This window comes from Pseudomonas sp. C9 (genome assembly GCF_002000165.1).
In the GTDB taxonomy this organism is placed as follows: Bacteria; Pseudomonadota; Gammaproteobacteria; order Pseudomonadales; family Pseudomonadaceae; genus Aquipseudomonas.
The window spans coordinates 2,362,339-2,386,156 of the sequence record NZ_MPAK01000001.1 but is presented as its reverse complement, the minus strand read 5'-3'; the positions used below and the strand labels follow the sequence as shown (position 1 = coordinate 2,386,156).

The 23,818-nt window shown below is 60.2% G+C and carries 18 protein-coding genes and 2 pseudogenes; 15 read left to right on the top strand and 5 right to left on the bottom strand.

The features are described from left to right. Nucleotides 1–3: 3 nt before the first annotated feature. Nucleotides 4–5,139 (bottom strand): annotated as a pseudogene (locus BMS17_RS30920) (retention module-containing protein); the annotation flags it as partial. Nucleotides 5,140–5,487: 348 nt separating this feature from the next. Here BMS17_RS30920 and BMS17_RS11185 point away from each other — a divergent pair. From BMS17_RS11185 to BMS17_RS11150, 8 genes and pseudogenes are all read left to right on the top strand, one after another. Beyond that, nucleotides 5,488–5,843 (top strand): annotated as a pseudogene (locus BMS17_RS11185) (TolC family protein); the annotation flags it as partial. A 192-nt stretch (nucleotides 5,844–6,035) separates the two neighbouring features. Then, nucleotides 6,036–8,192 (top strand): type I secretion system permease/ATPase, encoded by a 2,157-nt coding sequence (locus BMS17_RS11180; RefSeq protein WP_077430943.1) that lies wholly within the window; start codon nucleotides 6,036–6,038, stop codon nucleotides 8,190–8,192. Continuing rightward, the gene (locus BMS17_RS11175; RefSeq protein WP_046033207.1) at nucleotides 8,182–9,549 is read left to right on the top strand and encodes an HlyD family type I secretion periplasmic adaptor subunit; all 1,368 of its coding nucleotides are present in this window, start codon (nucleotides 8,182–8,184) and stop codon (nucleotides 9,547–9,549) included. The genes BMS17_RS11180 and BMS17_RS11175 overlap by 11 nt, the downstream gene beginning before the upstream one ends. Before the next feature lie 335 nt (nucleotides 9,550–9,884). Further along, complete coding sequence (locus tag BMS17_RS11170; RefSeq protein ID WP_046033208.1) at nucleotides 9,885–10,787, top strand: TauD/TfdA family dioxygenase; 903 nt, start codon at nucleotides 9,885–9,887, stop codon at nucleotides 10,785–10,787. 18 nt (nucleotides 10,788–10,805) lie between these two features. Then, nucleotides 10,806–11,831 carry an ABC transporter substrate-binding protein gene (locus BMS17_RS11165; protein ID WP_077430942.1) on the top strand — a complete coding sequence of 342 codons (1,026 nt, stop codon included), beginning with the start codon at nucleotides 10,806–10,808 and terminating at the stop codon, nucleotides 11,829–11,831. A gap of 5 nt (nucleotides 11,832–11,836) precedes the next feature. Beyond that, nucleotides 11,837–12,697, top strand: coding sequence for an ABC transporter ATP-binding protein (locus BMS17_RS11160; RefSeq protein ID WP_046033210.1), 861 nt, complete (start codon nucleotides 11,837–11,839; stop codon nucleotides 12,695–12,697). 20 nt (nucleotides 12,698–12,717) lie between these two features. Next, nucleotides 12,718–13,584, top strand: a complete 867-nt coding sequence (locus BMS17_RS11155) for an ABC transporter permease (protein WP_077430941.1) — start codon at nucleotides 12,718–12,720, stop codon at nucleotides 13,582–13,584. 551 nt (nucleotides 13,585–14,135) lie between these two features. After that, on the top strand, nucleotides 14,136–15,707 hold the full coding sequence (locus BMS17_RS11150; protein WP_046033212.1) for a glycosyltransferase family 39 protein: 1,572 nt from the start codon (nucleotides 14,136–14,138) through the stop codon (nucleotides 15,705–15,707). Nucleotides 15,708–15,722: 15 nt separating this feature from the next. Here BMS17_RS11150 and BMS17_RS11145 read toward each other — a convergent pair whose 3' ends face one another. Together BMS17_RS11145 and BMS17_RS11140 are read right to left on the bottom strand one after the other, a co-directional pair. Further along, on the bottom strand, nucleotides 15,723–16,481 hold the full coding sequence (locus BMS17_RS11145; protein WP_046033213.1) for a slipin family protein: 759 nt from the start codon (nucleotides 16,479–16,481) through the stop codon (nucleotides 15,723–15,725). Nucleotides 16,482–16,483: 2 nt separating this feature from the next. Next, nucleotides 16,484–17,017, bottom strand: a complete 534-nt coding sequence (locus BMS17_RS11140) for an NfeD family protein (protein ID WP_046033214.1) — start codon at nucleotides 17,015–17,017, stop codon at nucleotides 16,484–16,486. Nucleotides 17,018–17,215: 198 nt separating this feature from the next. Between BMS17_RS11140 and BMS17_RS11135 the strand changes: the two genes are divergently transcribed. Both BMS17_RS11135 and BMS17_RS11130 read left to right on the top strand, forming a co-directional pair. After that, on the top strand, nucleotides 17,216–17,677 hold the full coding sequence (locus BMS17_RS11135; RefSeq protein WP_046033215.1) for an aminoacyl-tRNA deacylase: 462 nt from the start codon (nucleotides 17,216–17,218) through the stop codon (nucleotides 17,675–17,677). A 102-nt stretch (nucleotides 17,678–17,779) separates the two neighbouring features. Then, on the top strand, nucleotides 17,780–18,025 hold the full coding sequence (locus tag BMS17_RS11130; RefSeq protein ID WP_046033216.1) for a DUF2789 domain-containing protein: 246 nt from the start codon (nucleotides 17,780–17,782) through the stop codon (nucleotides 18,023–18,025). 4 nt (nucleotides 18,026–18,029) lie between these two features. Here the strand turns inward: BMS17_RS11130 and BMS17_RS11125 are convergent, their stop codons facing one another. Together BMS17_RS11125 and BMS17_RS11120 are read right to left on the bottom strand one after the other, a co-directional pair. Further along, the gene (locus BMS17_RS11125; protein WP_046033217.1) at nucleotides 18,030–18,311 is read right to left on the bottom strand and encodes a type II toxin-antitoxin system RelE/ParE family toxin; all 282 of its coding nucleotides are present in this window, start codon (nucleotides 18,309–18,311) and stop codon (nucleotides 18,030–18,032) included. Beyond that, the gene (locus BMS17_RS11120) at nucleotides 18,308–18,586 is read right to left on the bottom strand and encodes a hypothetical protein (RefSeq protein ID WP_046033218.1); all 279 of its coding nucleotides are present in this window, start codon (nucleotides 18,584–18,586) and stop codon (nucleotides 18,308–18,310) included. Before BMS17_RS11120 ends, BMS17_RS11125 begins: the two co-directional genes overlap by 4 nt. 198 nt (nucleotides 18,587–18,784) lie before the next feature. On the opposite strand from BMS17_RS11120, the gene BMS17_RS11115 reads away from it, so the two are divergent. From BMS17_RS11115 to BMS17_RS11095, 5 genes are read left to right on the top strand one after another with little or no spacing between them, the layout of a single operon-like run. After that, nucleotides 18,785–19,213 carry a MarR family winged helix-turn-helix transcriptional regulator gene (locus BMS17_RS11115; RefSeq protein ID WP_046033219.1) on the top strand — a complete coding sequence of 143 codons (429 nt, stop codon included), beginning with the start codon at nucleotides 18,785–18,787 and terminating at the stop codon, nucleotides 19,211–19,213. Then, nucleotides 19,210–21,282 (top strand): FUSC family protein, encoded by a 2,073-nt coding sequence (locus tag BMS17_RS11110; RefSeq protein WP_077430940.1) that lies wholly within the window; start codon nucleotides 19,210–19,212, stop codon nucleotides 21,280–21,282. The genes BMS17_RS11115 and BMS17_RS11110 overlap by 4 nt, the downstream gene beginning before the upstream one ends. Then, complete coding sequence (locus BMS17_RS11105) at nucleotides 21,279–21,488, top strand: DUF1656 domain-containing protein (RefSeq protein WP_046033221.1); 210 nt, start codon at nucleotides 21,279–21,281, stop codon at nucleotides 21,486–21,488. Before BMS17_RS11110 ends, BMS17_RS11105 begins: the two co-directional genes overlap by 4 nt. Next, nucleotides 21,485–22,372, top strand: a complete 888-nt coding sequence (locus tag BMS17_RS11100; RefSeq protein WP_046033222.1) for an HlyD family secretion protein — start codon at nucleotides 21,485–21,487, stop codon at nucleotides 22,370–22,372. The genes BMS17_RS11105 and BMS17_RS11100 overlap by 4 nt, the downstream gene beginning before the upstream one ends. After that, nucleotides 22,369–23,817: an efflux transporter outer membrane subunit gene (locus BMS17_RS11095; RefSeq protein WP_046033223.1), complete on the top strand. Its 1,449-nt coding sequence runs from the start codon at nucleotides 22,369–22,371 to the stop codon at nucleotides 23,815–23,817. Before BMS17_RS11100 ends, BMS17_RS11095 begins: the two co-directional genes overlap by 4 nt. Nucleotide 23,818: the final 1 nt, after the last annotated feature.

Sequence of the window (23,818 nt, the reverse complement as noted above, 5' to 3'; positions counted from 1 at the left end):
ATTGGTTTTCAACGAGTTCTGACTCAGGGTCAGTTCTTCGAAGTGATCTGCACCGCTGACGCTTTCGATTTTGTTGACGATGGACGGTTGACCGCCCATCAGAATGTCGTCCGGGGCGGTGATGGTGAACGAGCCGGACGTCTTGTCGGCTGGCACGGTGACAAGGGTGCCGTCGGACAGTTTGAAGGTCAGTTCGCCGTGACTGTTGATGGCGATGCCGTCTTTATTGGACAGGGTCACGGTGTAAGTGATCTGGCCGCCTTCAGCCACGGTGGTCTTATCCACCGTGAGGGTCGCGACCACTTCGCTGACGGAAGCCGGCGGGTAAATCGTGACCGGGATCGTCGCGGTGCTTGGCGCCGAACCGCCGAGGGACTCGGTGGAGGTCGACGTCACGGTCAGGTTGAACTGGCCGGTGTAGGACGCCGGCGGGGTCAGGGTCAGAGAACCGAGGTTCCAGCCGCTGACGTTGGCTTCGCCAGAGGTCGCGGTCGCGGTGAAGGTATGGCCGGCGCCATCGGTGAGTACCGAGCCCGCCGGGATGCCGCTGATTTTCACGCTCAGGCTTTCGGAGCCGTCGGTGTCGGTCAGCGCCGTGTTGATGGCGGACAGATGAACGCTGGTACCTTGCGCGCCTTCGTTGAGTTTGTAGCCATCGTAATAGCCTTCGCCATTGCTGCCGTGCAGGTCGGAAACTGTCACGCCGGCAGCGGCCAGATCCGCCACGCCGGTGTACAGCGGCACGCCAGCGCTGCTCAGGTCGACTGCCGCACCACCGTTGACCGACAGGTTGACGTCATAGTTGCCCGGGCCATTCTGATTGTGGTGGTAGATGTCCAGGGTGTAGTAACCACTGGTGCTCGGGGTGAACGAACCGTTCAAGTTCGCACCCGCGCCCCACGTAATGGCCGCCACGTTCTTGCCACCGATGGTCACCAGCAGGCTGTCATCGCCGGTGCCACTGAAGGTGTAAGTCTTGCCGGCTTCGAGGTAGATCAGGCCGGAAGTTTTCGACGCGGTGCCGGCGGCAACGTCGCCACTGGATTGCACGTTGCTGACGGTGCTGCTGCTGTTCGGTTTGCCGGCGGCATCGATCACCGATTTCAGCGTATCGGATGGCGCACCACTCCCGCTGGTGCCAAGGCCGGACAGGCCGGTCCAGACGTCCTTGATCAAGCCCGTTGAAGTGACGTTGTTGCCGGCGACGTTCAGCGTTGGCGAATCCGCCACCGGGGTGATGTCGACTTTCAACGTCGCTTCAGTGCCCTGGTTGAAACCGTCGGTAGGCGTGAACTTGATCTGCGCGTAGTCGACTGCCTTGTTGCCGATGTCCGAACCACCGTAACCGTCCGCGCCTGATTCGTTGACGCCGGGGTGGAGCGTCAGTTTGCCTGCGGCAATATCGGCCTGGCTGATGGTCTGGCCCAAGGTGACCGGCACGCCGTTGAAGAACAGGGTGCCACCGCCCTCGACCTGAGTGATGGTGATGCCCAACGGGCTGTCGTTATCGACGTCGGTGACCTTGAAGTCGTTCCAGCTCAGGGTGATGGTCGAATCTTCGAGGCCGGTGACCGCACCGCCAGCGGAGACTGGCGCGTGGTCGTTGTCGGTGATGGTGACGCTGGTCTTGTCGGTGCCGAGGACCAGGTTTTCGTAGTTGTTGGTGCCCGTGACGCCCGTCAGTTGATTAACCACCGTCACCGGCTGATTAACGGAGTGGTTGTCTTGGGTGGTCACCACGGTGCTGCCGCTAATTTGGTTAGCGGCGATGTTAACCACGGTGCCGTCAGTCAGGGTGAAGCTCAGGTCACCGTGATTGTTGACCGGCAGGCCATCGGCGTTGGTCAGGGTCACGGTGTAGGTGATCTGGCCGCCTTCGGTGACGCTGGAGTTATCCACCGTCAGTTTGGCAACTACATTGTTGATGGTATCGGTGACGTCAGTGACTGCTGGTGTCTTGTCGGCGACCAGGTTCTCGAAGTCGCCGCCCGAGGTCTTGGTGATGCTGGCTTGGACTTGGCCGGCGTCTTTGTAAACGTCATCCGATGGCGCGGCGTAGTTCACCGAACCGGTGAGCGCACCCTTGGCAATATGGATCACCGCGCCATTGCTCAGGGTCACGCTCATGGCGGTGCCGGCGGCATTGGTCAGCGTCGCGGTGTAAACGATAGTGCCGCCTTCGGCCACCGAAGCGGTGGCGCTCAGTTTCAGGCCGGTGGTGTCTGTTGTATCGGTGACGGTAGTCACCGCTGGGGTGTAATTGACCGCGACGTTTTCGAAGTTGCCACCGCTTTGGCTGACGATGATCGCTGCGACTTTGCCGCCATCGACGTACGGCGTGTCAGCCGGTGCCGCGAAGTTGACCGAACCGCTGGCCGCGCCGGCGGCGATCTGGATGACCGCGCCGTTGCTCAACTTCACGGTCATGGCCGTGTCTGTCGGGTTGCTCAGGGTGGCGGTGTAGGTGATCTGGCCACCTTCGTTGACGGTGTGGCTGGCCGACAGGGACAGCGACGTCGTGTTGATGGTGTCAACGACGAGGGTGGTGACGGGTACCTTGCTGACGTCGAGTTTTTCGAAGTTGCCGCCGCTGGCGTCGGTCATCTTCACGGTGAGCAGATCAGGGTCGCGGTAGACGTCGTCGCTCGGCGCCGCGATGGTCACCGAGCCTTTGGTCTGGCCGGCGGCAATGGTAATGGTCTCGCCGTTGCTCAGCTTGATGGTCACCGGGGTTTGCGCGGCGTTGCTCAGGGTCGCGGTGTAGGTGATGTGCGAACCTTCAAGGACCACCAAGTCGGCGCTGAGGCTCAGGCGTGTGGTGTTGGTGGTATCAGCCACGTTGGTCACGGCCGGGGCCGGGTCCTTGACCAGGTTTTCGAAGTTGCCGCCAGCCGCATCCTTGATGGTGACTTCGACTTTGCCGGCGTCTTTGTAGACGTCATCTTTCGGCGCATCGACTTTGACGGTGCCGGTGGTTTTACCGGCATCGATGGTGATGGTCGCGCCGTTGCTCAGGGTCACGGTCACTGGCGTGCCGGCCGGGTTGGTCAGGGTCGCGGTGTAAACAATCGAACCACCTTCGTTGACGTTGCCGGTGGCGGTCAGAGAGACGGTGGTGGTGTCGACGGTGTCGGTCACGCTGGTGACTGCGGCTGACGGATCCTTGACCAGATTTTCGAAGTTGCCGCCCGTGGTGTCCTTGATGGTGACTTCGACTTGGCCGGCGTCTTTGTAAACGTCATCTTTCGGTGCGGCGAAGGTCACGGAGCCGCTGGTGGCGCCTGCCGCGATGTTGATCACCGCGCCGTTGCTCAGGGTCACGGTCATGGCCGTGCCGGCAGCGTTGGTCAGGTTCGCGGTGTAGACGATGGAACCGCCTTCAGCGACCGACTCAGTTGCCGTCAAGCTGACTGTGGTGGTGTCCTGGGTATCGGTGACGGAGGTGTCCGCCGACTTGCCGTCGACTTCCAGCTTCTCGTAGTTACCGCCCTTGGCGTCGTCGATCGTGACGCTCAGAGAGCTGCCGCCGGCCAGTGCATCGTTCGGCGCAGTGAAGTTCACGCTGGCGCTGCTTTCACCGACGGGAATGGTGATGGTCTGGCCGTTGGACAGGGTCACAACCACTGGCAAACCGGTCACAGGCGCGGTAACGGACGCGGTGTAAACGACCGTGCCCCCCTCCGCAACGTCGGCGGTGGCGGTCAGCGACACGGTGCTGGTATCGATCGTGTCGGTGACGCTGGTGACTGCTGCCGCCGGGTCGGTGACCAGGTTTTCGAGGTTGCCGCCTGCGGCGTCCTTGATAGTGACTTCGACTTTGCCGGCGTCTTTGTAGACGTCATCGGCTGGCGCCGGAACGCTTACGCTGCCCGTAGTGGCGCCGGCCGCGATGGTGATCACCGCACCGTTGCTCAACGTAACGGTGACGGGGGTGCCCGCCGGGTTGGTCAGGGTCGCGGTGTATAGAATTTGGCCGCCTTCGGCCACTTCGGAGGACGCCGACAGGCTGAGGCCTGTGTCGTCCCTGGAATCGGTGATGGTGGTCACGGCCGGTGTCGTACTCGGCACCAGGTTCTCGAAGTTGCCGCCCGTGGCGCCGGTAATCGTGGTGGTGACGGTGCTGCCATTGTTATAGACGTCGTTGGCGGCGGTAGGCACGTTGACAGTGCCCGTGGTGTTGCCGGCGTCGATGGTGATGGTCGAGCCGTTGGACAGGGTGATGGTCACCGGGGTCTGAGCCGGGTTGGTCAGGGTCGCGGTGTACGTGATCACGCCACCTTCGGTCACGCTGGCGGCAGCGCTCAGGGTGACGGTGGTGGTGTCGACGGTGTCGGTGACCTGGGTCACGGCTGGCGTTGTCGGCGGGGTGACGATGATGCCGTTGCCGCCTGTGGTGCCGGTAACGGTCACGTCGATCTGGGTCGGGTCGTTATAAACGGTGTCGTTCGGCGCGAATGGCACGTTGACGGTGCCCGTCAATTGGCCGGCCGGGATGACGATCACTGCGCCGTTGGACAAGGTGATGGTCAGGTCGGTCAGCGGCGCCTGGGTCAGGGTCGCGGTGTAAACCAGTACGCCGCCGGCCTCGGTGATGGTCGGCGTGGCGCTCAGGCTCAGGGTCGACTCACGTTGCGGGTTCGGGTTGGTGTCGGCTGTCTGGCCGCCGAAAGTGTCCTGTGCAGCCAAAGCCGCGGTGCCAAAGCCTGCGGTCGGGAAACCAATGGTCGGGTCCACCCGGCCAGCGGTTGCATCCAGCATCACGAAACTGTGGCCCCCACCTGCCGCGCCGCCCGTGCCGGCAGCGGTAGGGCCGGCGGCGGTGGCTTCGAGGTCGGTGGTCGGGTCGGCACCGGCCACGATGGCTTGTTGCAGTTCGTCAACCGACGGCGCGGCTTGAGCGGTTGCTTGCGCAAGGTCGGCGCCGGTGTCTGGCTGGCTGCCGCTCCACTGGGTATCGCGGCCCAGGTCCAGGGTCCGGCCATCAGCCAGTTCGAGCGTTACGGCACCCGATGCGCCAGTGTCTATCTGATCGCCAACCAACAGCCGATCGCCTTCAATGAGTACACGACGGACGCCCTCAGGGGACACCGCGAAAACTTGACCAACAATGCTTTTGACGATGGCAACAACACTGCTCATTGAAGACTCTCCGGGTAACGCATTCAGTTGACTTCCATGACCTGCCGGCTCTTTTGCCTGACCAGTCCTGGCGTACATTGAAACAGGGTAGACGCAACTTTGACGCGGTTATTCGTCAATAAACCGTCTATGTTTTTTCGCTATTAACTATATGCCAAACTATTGACCTTGCAGTTGTCATCCTAAACACTCGACCCCGTAATGTCACATTGATATTTGCCTGCAGAGTTGTCCTGCCGAGTGTGATCCAGTTCGAACTTTAAACTTTCCGACATACGGTCGCGCCAGATGCCATCATCCGCCGCGGCCGTGCGTTGTGAGGTGATTCACGACAAGTAGTTGCGGGAAATTCGAACCGTCCGTCTGCAACTGTTCAAGGCTTTACCCTTCGCTCTAGCCGCCACGTTTGTTAAGGCACAGCCATTGCGCAGACCATGCAACAGGCGCTGGATGTCCATTCGGAAATCCAGGCAGGTGTTAATAGTCGATTAGCCGCGGATTATCAGTTAAAGGCGGTTAAAGGGGGATACCTTCCACGGGTTGACCTGCTGGGCGGTTATGTTCGTGACGACAGTGACAACGTCACTACGCGAGAGGCTTCAAATAATAGTCGTTGGGAGACACTGAACCGTAGCGAGTCGAATTTGCGTTTGTCACAAAAGGTTTTCGACGGCTTTTCGACGTCCAGTGAAGTGGGGCGTCAATAATCCGCGGAGATCAAAAACATTCATTTATTTACTCAATACCGAATCAAGGCGACCATGGGCAAGTTGCTCAAGGGCCAGGGAGTGGTCGCACTGTTGGCCGCCATTGTGCGGAACAACGTGAAGCCGCAGGTTCAGCTCCCCGGGATGAATTGAGTCCTCCCTTTTTACCGTTAGCCAAGAGTGTCGAGCGTGGAATCAGAAGTCAGTCGAGTCGAACTCATCCATGATCCACGCACGCTGCATGACGATCCGTTACTGGATGGCTTGCTAGCCCTCTGCACTCTGCATCAGAAGCCGGCCAGCGCCGCGATGTTGACCACCGGCCTGCCGTTGCCCAAGCAACGCCTGAGCGTCGAATTGCTGCCCCGCGCAGCCGCGCGCGCCGGCCTGCAAGGGCGGGTGTTGCAACGCAAGCTTGAGCAGATCCCGGCGATCGCGATGCCGGCGTTGCTGTTACTCAAGGAGGGTCGCAGCGCCGTTCTCCTCGGCTGGCAGGGTGACGATCAGGCTCGCGTGTTGCTCAGCGAAAGCGATGGTGGCGAAAGTGTTGTCAGCCGCCAATTGCTGGCCGACGACTACACCGGCAAAGTGTTTTTCGCCCAACCCCAGCATAAATTCGACGTCAATCACGGCACGCTGATCCCGCGCGCGCGCTCGTGGTTTCGCGACACCCTCAAGCGCTCGCGCTGGCTGTACGCCGACGCCATCGCCGCGAGTTTCCTGATCAACATCATCGCCATGGCCGCGCCGCTGTTCGTGATGAACGTCTACGACCGCGTTGTACCGAACCAGGCCGAATCGACCCTGTGGGTCTTGGCCATCGGCATCACTGGCGCTTATTTGTTCGACCTGATCCTCAAAAGCTTGCGCAGCTTGTGCCTGGACCTGGCCGGTAAAAAAACCGACCTGATCATCTCCGCCACGTTGTTCGAGCGCATCGTCGGTATGGCCATGAAATACCGACCGGCCCGGGTCGGCAGCTTTGCCCAGAACATCCATGAGTTTCAGAGCCTGCGCGACTTCCTCGCCTCGCTGACGCTGACCAGCCTGATCGATCTGCCGTTTACACTGCTGATCTTCATGGTCATTGCCATTCTCGGCGGGCACCTGGTGTGGATTCCGGTGTTGGCATTCCCGATTGCCTTGTTGATCGGTTATGCCCTGCAGAAACCGCTGGTGGCGACCATGGAACGAACCATGGCCCTGGGCGCCGAGCGGCAATCGAGCCTGATCGAAACCCTTGCCGGCCTTGACGCGGTGAAGGTCAACAACGCCGAAAGCGAACGCCAGTATCAGTGGGAGCAGACCATCGGCACCCTCAGTCGCCTCGAACTGCGGGTGAAAATGCTCTCCGGCCTGGCGATGAACATCACCTTGCTGATCCAGCAACTGGCCGGGGTGATCATGATCGTCTTCGGCGTGTACCAGATCATCGCCGGCAACCTGAGCATGGGCGGCCTGATTGCCTGCTACATGCTCAGCGGTCGCGCCCTCAGCCCGCTGGCTTCGTTGTCCGGCCTGCTGACCCGTTACCAGCAGGCGCGAGTGACCATGACCTCGGTCGATCAAATGATGGAGCTGCCGCAAGAGCGCAACTTCGAAGAGCGCCCACTGAGCCGCAAGACACTGCAAGGTGCCATCGAGTGCCGGCAGTTGAATTTCACCTACCCGGGCCAGCAGAACCTGGCGCTGAAAAACATCAACCTGACCATCAAACCGGGCGAGAAGATTGGCATCATCGGGCGCAGCGGTTCGGGCAAAAGCTCTCTGGCCAAACTGGTGGTTGGGCTGTATCAGCCGGACGACGGCGCGCTGTTGGTGGATGGCGTCGATATCCGGCAGATCGACGTGAGCGAATTGCGCCACAACATCGGCTACGTGGCCCAGGACATCCAATTGCTGGCAGGCACCTTGCGCGACAACCTGGTGTCGGGCGCACGTTATGTCGAAGACGAATTGGTCCTGCAAGCCGCCGAACTGGCAGGCGTGCATGAGTTCGCTCGCCTGCACCCGCAAGGCTATGAACTGCAAGTCGGTGAGCGTGGGCAGAACCTGTCCGGCGGTCAGCGCCAGAACGTTGCGCTGGCCCGCGCATTGCTGCTCGACCCGCCGGTGCTGCTGCTCGACGAACCCACTAGCGCCATGGATAACACCGGCGAAGAACGCCTCAAACAACGCCTCGCGGCGGTGATTGAAAGCAAGACCGTGGTGCTGGTCACGCACAGGGCGTCACTGTTGTCGTTGGTGGACCGCCTGATCGTTATCGACCGTGGACAGATTCTCGCCGATGGCCCGAAAGCCGCCGTGATGGAAGCGTTGAAGAAGGGGCAGATCAGTGTTGCTTAAGACGGGTTTCAAGGATTCTATCGGTCGTTACTTCAAAGGCTCCGAGTCGCTGCATGAGCAGCCATTGCCTGAGGTTAAAAAAGCCCTGATCGAAGACGCCCCGCGTGTGGTGCGGCTGACGATCTGGGCGATCATCGCCTTCTTCGTGTTCCTGATGCTCTGGGCCAATTACGCCGTGATCGATGAGGTCACCAAGGGCGACGGCAAGGCGATTCCTTCGTCCAAGATCCAGAAAATCCAGAACCTTGAAGGCGGTATCGTCTCCGAACTGTTCGTCAAGGAAGGGCAGATCGTTGAGGCGGGTGCGCCGCTTCTTCGCCTGGACGACACGCGCTTTGCCTCCAACGTCGGTGAAACCGAAGCGGATCGCTTGTCGATGTTGCTGCGGGTGGAGCGATTGAGCGCGGAAGTCGACGACCGACCGCTGAATTTTCCGGCCGATGTGCTCAAAGCCGTACCCGGTCAGGCCGCCAGTGAAGAGTCGCTGTACACCAGCCGTCGCCAGCAACTGCACGATGAAATCGGTGGTTTGCAGGAGCAGTTGATCCAGCGTCAGCAAGAGCTGCGCGAGTTCACCTCCAAGCAGTCGCAGTACCGAAATGGTCTGGCGTTGCAACGTCAGGAAATCAGCATGTCCGAGCCGCTGGTGGCCCAGGGTGCGGTGTCGCCGGTCGAGGTGTTGCGACTCAAGCGCGCCGAAGTCGAAACCCGCGGGCAACTGGACGCCACGACGCTGGCCATTCCTCGCGCCGAATCGGCGATCAAGGAAGTGCAGCGCAAGATCGACGAGACGCGCGGCAAATTCCGCAGTGAAGCCCTGACTCAACTCAACGAAGCGCGCACCGATCTGAACAAGGCCCAGGCCACCGGCAAAGCGCTGGAAGACCGGGTCAGCCGGACGCTGGTGACATCGCCGGTGCGCGGCATCGTCAACAAGTTGCTGGTGAATACCATTGGCGGGGTCATCCAGCCGGGCAGCGACCTGGTGGAAATCGTGCCGTTGGACGACACCTTGCTGGTCGAGGCAAAAATCCGCCCGCAAGACATCGCCTTCCTGCACCCGGGGCAAGAGGCGACGGTGAAGTTCACGGCGTACGACTACACCATTTATGGTGGGCTCAAAGCCAAGCTCGAACAGATCGGTGCCGACACCATCACCGATGAAGACAAGAAAACCACGTACTACATCATCAAGCTGCGCACCGATCGCAGCCACTTGGGGACAGATGAAAAGCCGCTGCTGATCATTCCAGGGATGGTGGCGTCGGTGGATATCATCACCGGCAAGAAGTCGGTGCTCAGCTATTTGCTCAAGCCGATCATTCGGGCGCGGGCTGAGGCGCTGCACGAGCGGTAGTTCCCGGTTGTGGCTGCCGGCCTCATCGCGAGCAAGCTCGGCTCCTACAGGGATCGCGTTATGATCATTCCCACGCTCTGCGTGGGAATGCCGCCGGTAATTCCTGTAGGAGCCGAGCTTGCTCGCGATGGCGGCGCCAAGGACAACACACCTCAAAAGCCATATCGTTATTCGCTAACGGTATTTAAATTTCAATTCTTATATCTATAAAGTCACTCTCCTGCGTACCCGCCGACCAATCGGCGCGCCGCACGACACGAACCAACACGGGACCTCCGTGAGTTTCTTGATCGACGTGCGCGCCCTTGAGCGTGCCGTGCGTGGGAGTGATTTTTATGTCAGCCGTCTCTTTCTCTTCAGGGCATGCCGCTCAAGGCATCGCGCCACAGACCTTCGATATCCGCCCGTTCAGTGGCGCTGTCGGTACCGAAATTATCGGTCTCGACCTGTCTCGCCCGATCAATGACCAGGACTTTGCCCGCATCCACCGCGCGCACCTGGATCATCACGTCGTGGTGTTCCGCGAACAGCGCATTACCCCCGAGCAGCAGATCGCCTTCAGTCGTCGTTTTGGTGTGTTGCAGATTCACGTGCTCAAACAATTCCTGCTGGCCGGGCATCCGGAAATCCTCATCGTTTCCAACATCATCGAAAACGGCCAATCCATCGGTCTCGGCGACGCTGGCAAGTTCTGGCACTCCGACCTTTCCTACAAAGAACTGCCCAGCCTGGGTTCGATGCTGCACGCCCAGGAGCTGCCGTCCGAGGGCGGCGACACCTTGTTCGCCGATATGCACAAAGCCTGGGACAACCTGCCGCAAGCCTTGCGCAATGCGGTTGAAGGCCGCTCGGCGGCGCACTCCTACACGGCGCGCTACAGCGAAACCAAATTCGAAGGCAACTGGCGCCCGACATTGACGCCCGAGCAACTGGCTCAGGTCGCCGAAGTGGTTCATCCGATTGTGCGCACCCATCCGGAAAACGGCCGCAAGGCGTTGTTTGTCAGCGAAGGGTTCACCACCCGCATCGTCGGTTTGCCGGAAGACGAGAGCCAGCAACTGCTCGACGAGCTCTACGCCCACAGCGTGTTGCCGCAAAACATCTACCGCCATCAGTGGCAGCCCCACGACCTGGTGTTCTGGGACAACCGCTCGCTGATTCACCTTGCCGCCGGATGCCCAAGCCATCTGCGCCGCAAGCTGTATCGCACCACCATCCAGGGCGACGCGCCTTTCTGATTTGTCGGAGATTTGATCATGTCCAAACGTCTTCCCTTTGCACCGCTGGCAGCTGCCATCGGCCTGGGTTTCAGCCTGATCGCCGGCAGCCTGGTGGCGCCGACCGCGGCCCACGCCGAAGGTGAAATTCGCATTGCCGAGCAGTTCGGCATCGTCTACCTGTTGCTCAACGTGGTGCGCGATCAGAACCTGATCGAGAAGTACGGCAAGCAGGAAGGCATCGACATCAAGGTCGACTGGACTCAATTGTCCGGCGGCGCGGCGGTCAACGATGCGCTGCTCTCCGGCTCGATTGATATCGCTGGCGCGGGCGTCGGCCCGCTGTTGACCATCTGGGACCGCACCCACGGCAAGCAGAACGTCAAGGCTGTGGCCTCCCTCGGCAACTTCCCTTACTACCTGGTGAGCAACAATCCCAAGGTCAAAACCATCGCCGATTTCACCGAAAAGGACCGCATTGCAGTGCCTGCGGTGGGGGTGTCGGTGCAATCGCGGTTCCTGCAATACGCAGCTGCCAAGCAGTGGGGCGACAAGGAATTCAATCGCCTCGACAAGTACACCATCGCCGTTCCGCACCCGGATGCCACGGCCGCGCTGGTCGCCGGCGGCACCGAATTGTCCGGGCACTTCTCCAACCCGCCGTTCCAGGATCAGGAGCTGGCCAATCCCAACGTCCACGTGGTGTTGAACTCCTATGACGTGCTCGGCCCGAACTCGCCGACGGTGCTGTTCGCCACCGAGAAATTCCGAGACGAGAACCCGAAAACCTACAAGGCCTTCATTGCCGCGCTGTCTGAAGCGGCCGAGTTTGTTCAGCACGATAAAGGCGCGGCCGCCGACACTTACATCCGGGTCACCAACGCGAAAATCGACCGCGCTGCGCTGCTGAAAATCATCGACAACCCACAGTTCGAATTCAGCATCACACCGAAAAATACCTACCCGTTGGCGGAATTCCTCTACCGCGTCGGCGCGATCAAAAACAAACCGGATTCGTGGAAGGACTACTTCTTCCAGGACACCAAGCCACTGCAAGGGAGCTGATCGAAATGAACGCCCCTTTGCAAGGCCACACGGTCAGCAATCCGGCCACGGCAGCCCAGGCGCTGCTGTCGGTCGACAACGTCAGCCTCGAATACCGCACGCCGCAGCGTGTGGTTCGGGCGACCCATCAAGTCAGTTTTGAAATCGACCCGGCGGACCGCTTCGTATTGCTTGGCCCTTCCGGCTGCGGCAAATCGACGTTGCTCAAAGCGGTCGCCGGGTTCATCGAGCCCTGTGAAGGCGAGATTCGCCTGCAAGGCCAGACCGTCAGCGCACCGGGGCCGGACCGGATCGTGGTGTTCCAGGAATTCGATCAACTGCCACCGTGGAAAACCGTCAAACAGAACGTGATGTTTCCGCTGCTCGCGTCGAAAACCCTGAAGCGCAAAGAGGCTGAAGAACGGGCGCTGCACTACCTCGATAAGGTCGGTCTGGCGGCGTTTGCCGATGCCTATCCGCACACGTTGTCCGGCGGCATGAAAGCACGCGTGGCGATTGCCCGGGCGCTGGCGATGCAACCGAAAATCCTGCTGATGGACGAACCCTTCGCTGCCCTCGATGCACTGACTCGCCGCAAGATGCAGGAAGAATTGCTGCTGCTCTGGGAGGAGGTGCGCTTCACGTTGCTGTTCGTCACCCACTCCATCGAAGAAGCGCTGGTGGTGGGCAATCGCATTCTGCTGCTGTCGCCACACCCTGGGCGCGTGCGGGCGGAAGTCCACAGCCATCAATACGATTTGCACAGCCTTGGCGGCGTGGCTTTCCAGGAATCGGCGCGGCGCATTCATCGGTTGTTGTTCGATGAAGGCCAGTCGCCGGAAACCGCACGCGAGCTGGATTTCGCCGACATTCGCATCGCTTATTGAGCCATTGAGAGGACTGCCCGATGAGCCATTTATCATCTGCGCGTGAAGAGTTTGAAACCGTTTTACAGCCGCTGACAAGCGTACCGCTGGAGCGTGAATTACCGCTCGGTCAACGCCTGTGGCAGCAGGGCTGGATTCGTAAAAGCCTGATTCTTGTGTTGTTGGCGGTGCTGTGGGAAGTGGTCGCCCGGGTTCAAGGCAACGACCTGTTGCTGCCGAGTTTTGTGCAAACCGCTAGTGCGCTGTACGACGGCTTGCTCAGTGGTGAACTGCTGGGCAAAGTCTGGATTTCGTTGGTGGTGTTGCTCAAGGGGTACCTGATCGGCATCGTCCTGGCGTTCGCGCTGACCACCCTCGCGGTATCGACCCAGTTCGGTCGCGACCTGCTCAGTACATTGACCTCGATGTTCAACCCGCTGCCGGCGATTGCGTTGCTGCCGTTGGCATTGCTGTGGTTCGGTCTGGGGCAGAACAGTCTGATTTTCGTGCTGGTGCATTCGGTGCTTTGGGCCTTGGCCCTGAACACCTATGCCGGGTTTCTCGGCGTCTCGGAAACCTTGCGCATGGCCGGGCGCAATTACGGCCTCAAGGGCATGCGCTTCGTGCTGTTCATCCTGATTCCGGCCGCGCTGCCGTCAATTCTCGCCGGGTTGAAAATCGGCTGGGCGTTTGCATGGCGCACGTTGATCGCCGCAGAACTGGTGTTTGGCGCCACCAGCGGCAAGGGTGGGTTGGGCTGGTACATCTTTCAGAACCGCAATGAGCTGTACACCGACAAGGTCTTTGCCGGGTTGGCGGTGGTGATCCTGATCGGGTTGCTGGTGGAGAACCTGGTGTTCGACACGTTGGAGCGGGTGACGGTGAAGCGGTGGGGGATGCAGCGTTAAGTTTTTCGGTGTCTGGTTTTCCTTTTTCATTCAGATGACCGTGCAGGGCGCATTGCTGGCGACTCAGGAGCAGTTTGTCGAGAACTCGACCGGGGAATCGCTGGACGTTGTTACCGTCGACGAATAACGCAGTACGCACAATTCCAATCCTCAGAAACGAAAAAACCGGCCGAAGCCGGTTTTTTCACCCCAACTGCCAGAGAACTGAATCTCTGCGTGCGGGGTTGAGTAGTGGGCTGACCCTAAATTGAGTGCGTCATGCACGTCATTTGAATGAGGGCTCCTACTGTTGTGTGGGATTCCTTACCGATTACCTGATTCGATAGGGGAACAATCAATAACTTTGAAAAGTTTGTCTTTTTTAAACAACACATTCCATCCACTAACCAACCTCCACTGACGTCACCCGTGCGGTCCAAACCTCCACTCATCCCTCTGGGAGATACGTTCAGCGATGGCGTTGGTCGTAAAGCCAGCATCGACGACGAACCTGCGCGGCCTTAAAGTAATTACCAGGCTTGGTGACTTCGAGCCAGTTGCAGGGGGAGCCAATGCTAGCGCACAGAGAAACTTCGCTTGGCGGCACCCAGGAACCGCACGCGGTGCCCGGTGGGTGGGCGGTTGTAAAGCGCTGGTTGCGCTGGGCGCAGGAGCACTGGCTATTGCCGATCCTGGCGTTGGCAGCGTTGGTGCGTTTTTACGACCTGACGGCGGCAGCGATTTGGGGTGACGAAGGGTCGAGCCTGCTGCTGAGCCAGTATTCACTGGCTGATATATGGGGGCATGCCGCCCATGATGTGCACCCTCCGCTGTATTTCCTTTTGCTGCATGGCTGGATCGAAGTGTTCGGCGACGGCATCTTCTCGATCCGCTGCCTCAGTGCTCTGCCCGGCATCGCTACGGTGTGGCTTGGCATCTGGTTGATGGACTTGATCGCCACCCGGCGTGCCGCGTTGTTGGCCGGTTTTCTGCTGGCGCTGCTGCCGACGGCGGTGCGATACAGCCAGGAAGTGCGGATGTATTCGCTGCTGGGCCTGTGGCTGATCGGTGCCACGATCGCGCTGGTCTACTGGATCAGGTATCCCCGGCGCACGCGCTATCTGGTGGCGTACGTGCTGTTGATGAGTGCCGCGTTCTACACCCACTATTTCACCGCCCTGTGCGTGTTGTGCCACTGGCTGTACCTTGGGCTGATTCGTGTCCTGCCAATGTACCGATTGCGTGTGATTCAACGCCCCGGCTGGTGGCTGGCCAATGGCGCGATTGTGCTGCTTTACCTGCCTTGGGTGCCGAACCTGATCGATCTGATCCAGCACCTGGATCAGCTCAAGGCCAATGGCGATGTGGGGTGGGAGTTGCCGGTCACGCTGGGCTCGTTGCCGTCGATAATCTGGTCGATGTTGACCCAGGACGACGGTGAAACCCTGCCGACGCCGATTTTTATCGCGATGCCGCTGGCGCTGCTGGCCATCACCGGCGTGGCGCTGGCGCGGGACCGTAGCGTCATTCGCGGCAGTGTTCTGCTGGTGAGCTACGCGGCGCTGCCGTTACTGTTGGTGTTTGGCGTTTCGTTCATCACCCCCGTCTTCGTCGAACGCTACCTGACGGCTTATATGCTGGGGTTGCCGATGATTGTCGCGTTAGCCATTGATCGCCTCTATTCAGGTTTGCGGGTGCTGGCGTTGACCGTGCTGATGCTGTTTGTCGGCATCGAACTGGTGGGTTTGAACAACAACACCAGGGTCGACACCAACGATCAGGTCAACGTTATGGTCGATTACGTAAACCGGCACTTTGTGGCGGGTGACCGAATCGTGACCAGCGACATGCTCTGGTACCTCAGCTACGTCTATTACAACCGCGCGCCCACTCAACCACTGCTGTATACCCCACCGCACGCCAATGGCAAGTCGGGTCGGCCGAATGCCTATGGTTTTGGCACGCTGGTAACCCAGGACATTTATCTGGACCGCCTCGACAGTTTGCCCAAAGGCACTCATCGCGTGTGGTTGATCAGTACCGTCGATGTGCCGGGCGAATTCTCGCCGTTGCCCGGTGGCTGGCAGAGCGTTGACAAAACGCGGGCGGGCGGGGCTGACGCGCAGTTGTTCGTATTGCATTGAAGCGATGGCAAGTATTTATGGCTTCGAGGACAAATCTGCCATCCCCTTGAGCAATTCGATCGGCAGCGGGAAGACGATGGTCGAGCTCTTGTCCCCGGCAATCGAACTCAACGTTTGCATGTAACGCAGCTGCATGGCCCCCGGCTGTCGGCCAAGCATTTCGGCGGCCTGCATGAGTTTTTCCGAGGCCTGCAATTCGCCTTCGGCGTGGATCACCTTGGCCCGGCGCTCCCGTTCGGCTTCGGCCTGTTTAGCGATGGCGCGGACCATCGATTCATTAAGGTCCACATGTTTGATCTCGACATTGGCGACCTTGATGCCCCAGGCGTCGGTCTGGGCGTCGAGTACTTGCTGGATGTCGATGTTCAACCGTTCGCGCTCGGCCAGCAGCTCGTCGAGCTCATGCTTGCCCAGCACCGCCCGCAACGTGGTCTGGGCCAATTGACTGGTGGCCGTAAGGAAGTCCTCGACCTGAATGATCGCCTTCTGCGGGTCGAGCACGCGGAAATACAGCACCGCGTTGACCTTGACCGAAACGTTGTCGCGGGTGATGACATCTTGCGGCGGTACATCGAGGACGATAGTCCGCAAGTCGACGCGGACCATTTGCTGGACCACCGGGATCAGCAGGATCAACCCCGGGCCCTTGACCTGCCAGAAGCGCCCGAGCTGGAACACCACGCCGCGCTCGTATTCGCGCAGGATGCGGAAGGTTGACCCCGCCAGTGCAATCACCAGAAGCAGTAGTGCGGCGAAACCTACTTGCAGGCCCATGACTATTCTCCAACTGGCGCCGCGTCAGTCGCGGCCACTTGCAACAGTAGTCCTTTTCGCGCCACCACCCGCACGTGTTGTCCCGGCTGTAGCGGAGTCGAGCTTGAAACCTGCCAGCGCTCCCCTTGCAGATGCACCCAGCCACTACACGCATTGCCGGGCAATAACGACAGGACCGGCGTCACACTGCCCAGTAACCCCGCATCGCCGCTGACCGTGCGGCGCGGTCGGGTTTTCAGGGCGTGGATCAGCAGGAAAATCAGCAACAGGGCACTCACCAGTCCCAGGCCGATCATCAAAGGTACAGGCACCTCGGTATTGGTCAGAATCACCGCACCGATCACGAACATGACGATGCCGCCCAAACCGATCACGCCGTAATTGGGCAACGCCGCCTCGGCGATCAGAAACGCGATGCCGAATGTGATCAGCCAGATCCCGATGGGGTTTGGCATCAGCAGCACGACGGTATCGGCGGCGAACACCGATCCGCTCAACGCCAACAGCAGCGCAACGGCGAAGCAACGCGTATTCACTTGACCCTCCGCGAGAGTCTTGAAGTGGCTCTGTATACAGTTTAGTAGAGCTGCGGCTTATCTGGATTCTGCACGGTTTTGGACGGCGTCCGATGGGCGGATTTCACCCCGGTTTGTGCCGGCGGGCCTAGACTTTCACTACGGAGAAAAGCATTAACCATCGTCCGCCCGTCACGGGTGCGGACACCGAGGTGCATCATGCGAATGGCAAGAACCGTGCAGAAAAGCCTGGAAACGGCTCAATGCGAATATGACATCGTCGCCCACCCCCATTCGGCCAGCAGCCTGGAAACAGCACGGCTTGCGGGCATTCCAGCAGAACGGGTGGCCAAGTCGGTCATCCTCGACGACCACCACGGTCATTACCTGATGGCGGTGCTGCCCGCCAGCCGTCACCTGGACCTGAGCAAAGTCCGCAACAGCGGCGAATGGCAGGTCTCGCGGGAAAGCAACTTGCCGCACCTGTTTGATGATTGTGAACGCGGTGCCATACCTGCCCTGGGCGAGGCCTATGGGCTGGACGTGGTGATCGACCCGCTGCTGACCCGGCAGAAAGACGTCTATGTGGAAGCCGGCAACCACATCAACCTGCTGCGCATGGACATGCCGGAATTCCTGAGAATGGTGCCGCATGCCGAGGTGCGGGAGTTGAGTGACTGAGTGTTGTGTCGTCAATGCTGCCGTCATCGCGAGCAAGCTCGCTCCCACAGGGTTCACGCAATTGCTGTGGGAGCGAGCTATTCATTTCTAAAGGAGCCCGACATGGAATCCCCCATCCACACACTGCCCAATCTGTTCAAACAACTCGGCCTGGCGGATGACGCCGAGAGCATCGATAAATTCATCGCCACCCACTCACCGCTCAAGCCCGAATTGCACCTGGCGGACGCGTTTTTCTGGAGCAAGAGTCAGGCGCAGTTTTTGCGGGACGATATTCTGGATGACGCGGATTGGGCGGAAGTGGTGGATCAACTGGATGTGTTGTTGAGGAAGGGGCGGGGGGTGTGAAGATCTAACTGTTGGGTGGCCACAGTCTGGAGGTGTGGACCAGTGCCAGTATCCAGATAGCGTCCGATTCTGGTTGGTAAACCACACGATAGCTCTGGTGGGGAATCAACTCACGAGTACCTGCAATGATTCCGGCTGGCCCGCTTTCGGGGTGTTGCGCAAGGCGAGCAATGGCATCGCGCAAGCGGTTGTCCATGTCAATGGCGGCAATCGGATTGAGTTCATACAAGTAATCCCAAATCTCTGCACGATCCTGTGCTGCTGCGGGCGTCCAGATTATCCTCATCCTTTTTTGGCCGCCTGTGCACGCCTGGCCGCGAACTGCGCTTCGACTTCATCGTTGCTCAAGCCCTCTCCGGCCTGCATGGAAATACGCGCGCTGTCGACTTTCCTTTGCAGGAACGCCTCGTACTCTCGCGACTCTCGTTGTGTTTGAACGTACTGGCGCATCATATCCCTGACGATTTGCGAAGCGGGCCGATGAGAGGCTTCTGCCTCGGCCATAAATTGTTCGCGCAGCTCAGGTTCAAGTTTCATTGTAAAAACGGCTTGCTTTGACATGACTATGTCCTCAAATCGCATACTGACGAAGTATATACATCGTCAGTACTAAATTGATTTCATGCTCAACATCCTGCGACGGATGACCATCAATTTGTTTCAAAACTTGACCGCCTTTCCCTCCAAATGCCATATTGATAGTTAGCAAACTAACAGTGTGTGTTTTCCCTCGTGCCGAAGAACCTCGACGCTCTCCAGATGAACATCAGCAGCTCCATGGTGGTGGCCGCCAGGCATTGGCGGAAAATCTGCCAGACCACGCTGGTCAACTATGGAATCTCCGAAGCCTGCGCCGTCCCGCTATTGATGATCGGGCGTCTGGGCGAGGGTGTGCGGCAGGTGACGGTGGCCCATGCCGCGGGGATGGAGAGCCCGTCCCTGGTGCGGTTGCTCGATCAGTTGTGTCATAGCGGTTATGTCTGCCGCACCGAAGATGCCCATGACCGGCGCGCCAAGTGCCTGAGCCTGACCGACACCGGACGTGAATTGGTGCAGGCCGTCGAAATCGAGCTGGTGCGATTGCGCCATGAAGTGCTTGAAGGCATCGACCAAAGCGATCTGGAAGCTACGCTACGGGTATTGAGAGCCTTTGAAGCGGCCAATGCGCCGTCGGTGGTCAACCCTTGAGCGGATTTTTCACCGGTATGCCTTCGGCGCGGGACTGGTTCTACGGTGTGCGCACCTTTGCCGCCTCGATGATCGCGTTGTACATCGCCCTGCTCATGCAAATGCCGCGTCCCTATTGGGCGATGGCCACGGTATACATCGTTTCCAGCCCCTTTGTCGGCCCGACCAGTTCCAAGGCCCTGTACCGCGCGATCGGTACTTTTTTCGGGGCGGCGGCGGCGGTTTTTTTTGTGCCGATGTTCGTCCAGAGCCCTTACGTATTGGTGGTGGTCATCGCGCTGTGGACCGGGATCCTGCTGTTCCTGTCCTTGCACCTGCGTACCGCCAACAACTACGCCTTGATGCTCGCCGGTTACACCTTGCCGCTGATCGCCCTGCCGGTGGTGAACAACCCGCTGGGGGTTTGGGACGTGGCGGAAGCGCGTACTGAAGAGATCTTTCTTGGCATCGCCGTGGCGGCGGTGGTCGGTGCCATGTTCTGGCCTCGGCGGCTGGCGCCGGTGTTCAACGATGCGGTGAGCAAATGGTTTGCCGATGCCTCGACGTACAGTTTGCGGTTCCTTAGCCGCACGGTGCAGCCAGACGAAGTCAGCGCGCTGCGTTCCGCCATGGTGACGACCTTCAACACGCTGGAATTGATGATCGGCCAGCTGCCGCACGAGGGCGCGCGAGCGCAGACCGTACGTAATACCAAAGAGCTGCGCGGGCGGATGATTCACCTGTTACCGGTGATCGACGCCCTCGACGATGCCCTGTATGCCCTTGAGCGGCGCACGCCGGAGCTGGTCGAAAAATTCGCACCGCTGTTGGCCGCCACCACCGAATGGCTCAATCACAAAGACGCCGATCTGGCGCGCTGGCAGGCGCTGAAAGACCAACTTGAAGCCCTGCAACCTTCCGCCGAAGCCCTGAATGATCGCAAGCAGTTGCTGTTCTCCAACGCGCTGTATCGACTCGGCGAGTGGATCGATGTGTGGCAGGACTGCCGCAGCCTGCAATACGCCATCGAGTGCGAAAGCCAGGACAGCTGGCGCGCGGTGTATCGCCACTGGCGCCTCGGTCGCCTGTCGCCGTTTCTCGACCGTGGCCTGATGCTCTACTCGGCGGCATCCACGGTCCTGGCCATCATCGTTGCTTCAGTGTTGTGGATTCTGCTCGGCTGGACCGACGGCGGCTCGGCAGTGATTCTCGCCGCCGTGGCGTGCAGCTTTTTCGCCTCGATGGATGACCCGGCGCCGCAGATTTACCGGTTCTTTTTCTGGACTGCGATGTCGGTGGTACTGGCCAGCCTTTACCTGTTTCTGGTGCTGCCCAACCTGCACGACTTCCCGATGCTGGTGCTGGCGTTTGCCGTGCCGTTTATCTGCATCGGCACCCTGACGGTCAAGCCGCAGTTTTACCTGGGCATGCTGCTCACCCTCGTCAACACCTCGTCCTTTATCAGTATTCAGGGCGCCTACGATGCGGACTTCCTCAGCTTCGCCAACTCCAACCTGGCCGGCCCCATCGGGCTGTTGTTTGCCTTTATCTGGACCCTGATCGCCCGGCCGTTCGGTGCGGAGCTGGCGGCCAAGCGGCTGACCCGGTTCAGTTGGCGCGACATCGTCAGCCTCACAGAACCGGCCAACTTGGCCGAGCACCGGCAATTGGGCGTACAGGTGCTCGATCGTTTGATGCAGCACTTGCCGCGTCTGGCCATGACCGGCCAGGACACCGGCATCGCGTTGCGTGAGGTGCGTGTGGCGCTGAACGTGCTCGATCTGCTGGCTTACACACCGCGAGTGGACGGAGTGCCGCGAGCGCTGCTGCATCAGGTAGTGACGGAAGTCGGCGAGTATTTCAAGGCCTGCCTGAAGGCGGGGGAGCGTCTGCCGGCACCGGGCCCGTTGCTGATGACCCTCGACCGCGCCCGCCGTTCGCTGGATGTGGATTGTGATGAGGACACCCGTCTGAATTTACTGCATGCCCTGAGTGGCCTGCGTCTGGCGTTGTTGCCCGGCGTGGAATTCGTAAGCGTGGGTGAACTCGAAGAACCGCTGCCCCATGGCATCGATGGAGCGCCTTTATGATCGGTGATGTGGACATCAGCGGGGTGTTTTTGCCCACGCTGCTGGTATTGATGGGCATTACGTATGTGTTGTTCCTGCTGGTGCACGGGTTGCTGATGCGCTTGCACTTTTACCGTCTGGTCTGGCACCGGGCATTGTTCAACGTGGCTCTCTACGCTTTGCTGCTCGGCGCCGTGGACTCACTCAGTCGATACCTGATGACATGAAAAAACCTTTTTTGACTTTGGGTCGCGTGGTGCTGACCCTGTTGATCGTGACCTTCGCCGTCGTCGTGGTCTGGCGCATGGTGATGTACTACATGTTTGCGCCGTGGACCCGCGACGGGCATATCCGTGCCGACATCGTGCAAATCGCCCCGGACGTCTCCGGTCTGATCCAGCAAGTGGACGTGCGCGACAACCAGTGGGTAAAACGTGGCCAGGTGCTGTTCAGCATTGATCAGGACCGCTTCAAACTGGCCTTGCGCCAAGCCAAAGCGGCAGTCGCCGACCGTCAGGAAACCCTGGCGCAGGCGCAACGCGAAGCCAAGCGTAACCGTGGCTTGGGCAATCTGGTGCCTGGCGAACAGCTGGAAGAAAGCCAGTCCCGGGTGGCGCGCGCTGAAGTTGCGTTGATGGAAGCTCAAGTGGCGGTGGACAGTGCTCAATTGAACCTGGACCGCTCGACCATCCGCAGCCCGGTCGACGGCTACATCAACGACCGTGCGCCGCGTGCGCAAGAGTTCGTCACGGCCGGGCGGCCGGTGTTGTCGGTGGTGGACAGCAATTCTTTCCACATCGACGGCTATTTCGAAGAAACCAAGCTGAACGGCATTCACGTCGGCCAGAGTGTCGACATCCGCGTAATCGGTGACAGCGCGCGCCTGCGCGGCCATGTGGAAAGCATCGTCGCCGGCATCGAAGACCGCGACCGCACCATCGGCAATAACCTGCTGCCCAACGTCAACCCTGCGTTCAGTTGGGTGCGCCTGGCACAGCGGATTCCGGTGCGGATTGTCTTTGATGATGTGCCTGAAGATTTCCGCATGATCGCCGGGCGCACCGCCACGGTATCGATCATCGACGATCAGAAGCGGGAGCCGGCGCAATGAGCAAGGCCTCGGGTTTGGCGGTCGCCGGATTAGGCTTGCTGCTGTCGGCGTGTCAGATGGTCGGGCCGGATTATCATTTGCCCGAAGAGGCGGCGGTCCATCGACCCGATTTGCAGGGCGATCTGGCGGTCGACGGTAAAACGGTGGTGTCCGCACCGGTGCCGGCCGATTGGTGGCGCCTGTACAAGGACCCGCGACTCGACCAGTTGGTGCAGCAGGCCATGGCGTCCAACACCGATTTGCGCGTGGCGGCGGCCAGTCTGTTGCGGTCTCGCGCTCAGGTCGATGAGGCAGAAGCGGCGGGTGGCTGGAGCGGCGGCGTGAAAATGGGCGCCCAGAGATTGCAGGAGTCCGGCCAGGCGTTCCTGATTCCGGAAAAAGTGCCGGTGGCCAACGTCGGAGATATCGGCATCAGCGCGTCGTACCAGTTCGATCTGTTCGGCACGTTGCAGCGCGGCATCGAAGCGGCCAAGGCCAACGCCGATGCGACGCAGGCAGCGGCCGATACGGCTCGCATCACCGTGGTGGCCGACGTGGTCCGGGCCTACACCCAGGTGTGCGCCGCCAATGAAGAGCGCGAGATTGCCCAGCACTCCCTCGACCTGCAGGCCCAGAGCACCACGCTGATCCAGCGTCTGCGCGATGCCGGACGTGGTGATGAAACACAGGTCACCCGTTCGCAAACCCAGTTCAAATCCTTGCGCGCCGACATGCCGCGCTATGAGGCCTCGCGTCAGGCCGGGCTGTATCGCCTGTCAATGTTGCTGGCCAAGCCGGTGGATCAACTGCCGGCCGGCACCGCCACCTGCGACGAGCTGCCGAAAATCGCGCAATTGATTCCGGTGGGCGATGGCGCCGCGTTGCTCAAGCGTCGTCCCGATGTGCGGCAGGCCGAGCGCCGGCTGGCGACCGCGACGGCCGGGATTGGTGTCGCCACGGGTGAGCTGTACCCGAACATCAGCATCGGCGCGACCATCGGCACCGTCGGTATCCTCGACGATCTCGGTGACCCGTCCACCAACCGTTGGGGCTTCGGTCCGTCGCTGACCTGGAACGTGCCGACCAACGGCGCCCGGGCACGCATCCGCGAAGCCGAAGCGGTGACCCAGGCGACACTGGCGCATTTCGATGGGGTGGTGCTCAACGCCATTCGCGAAACCCAGACCAGCCTGGTCCAGTACACCGCATTGTTGCAGCGTCGTGACGCCCTGGCAGACGCCGAGCAATCGGCAAGACTGGCAGCGGACCAGACGCACCGTTTCTTCCAGGCCGGCCGCGAATCGTTCCTGGCGGACTTGCAAGCGACCCGCACCTACACGGATGTCACGGCGCAACTGGCCGCGGCCAACACCCAGGTTGCCGCCAGCCAGATCGATTTGTTCCTCGCGCTGGGCGGTGGCTGGGAAAGCGGACGAACGCAAGGTTCGAACACCAGCAAACCCTGAG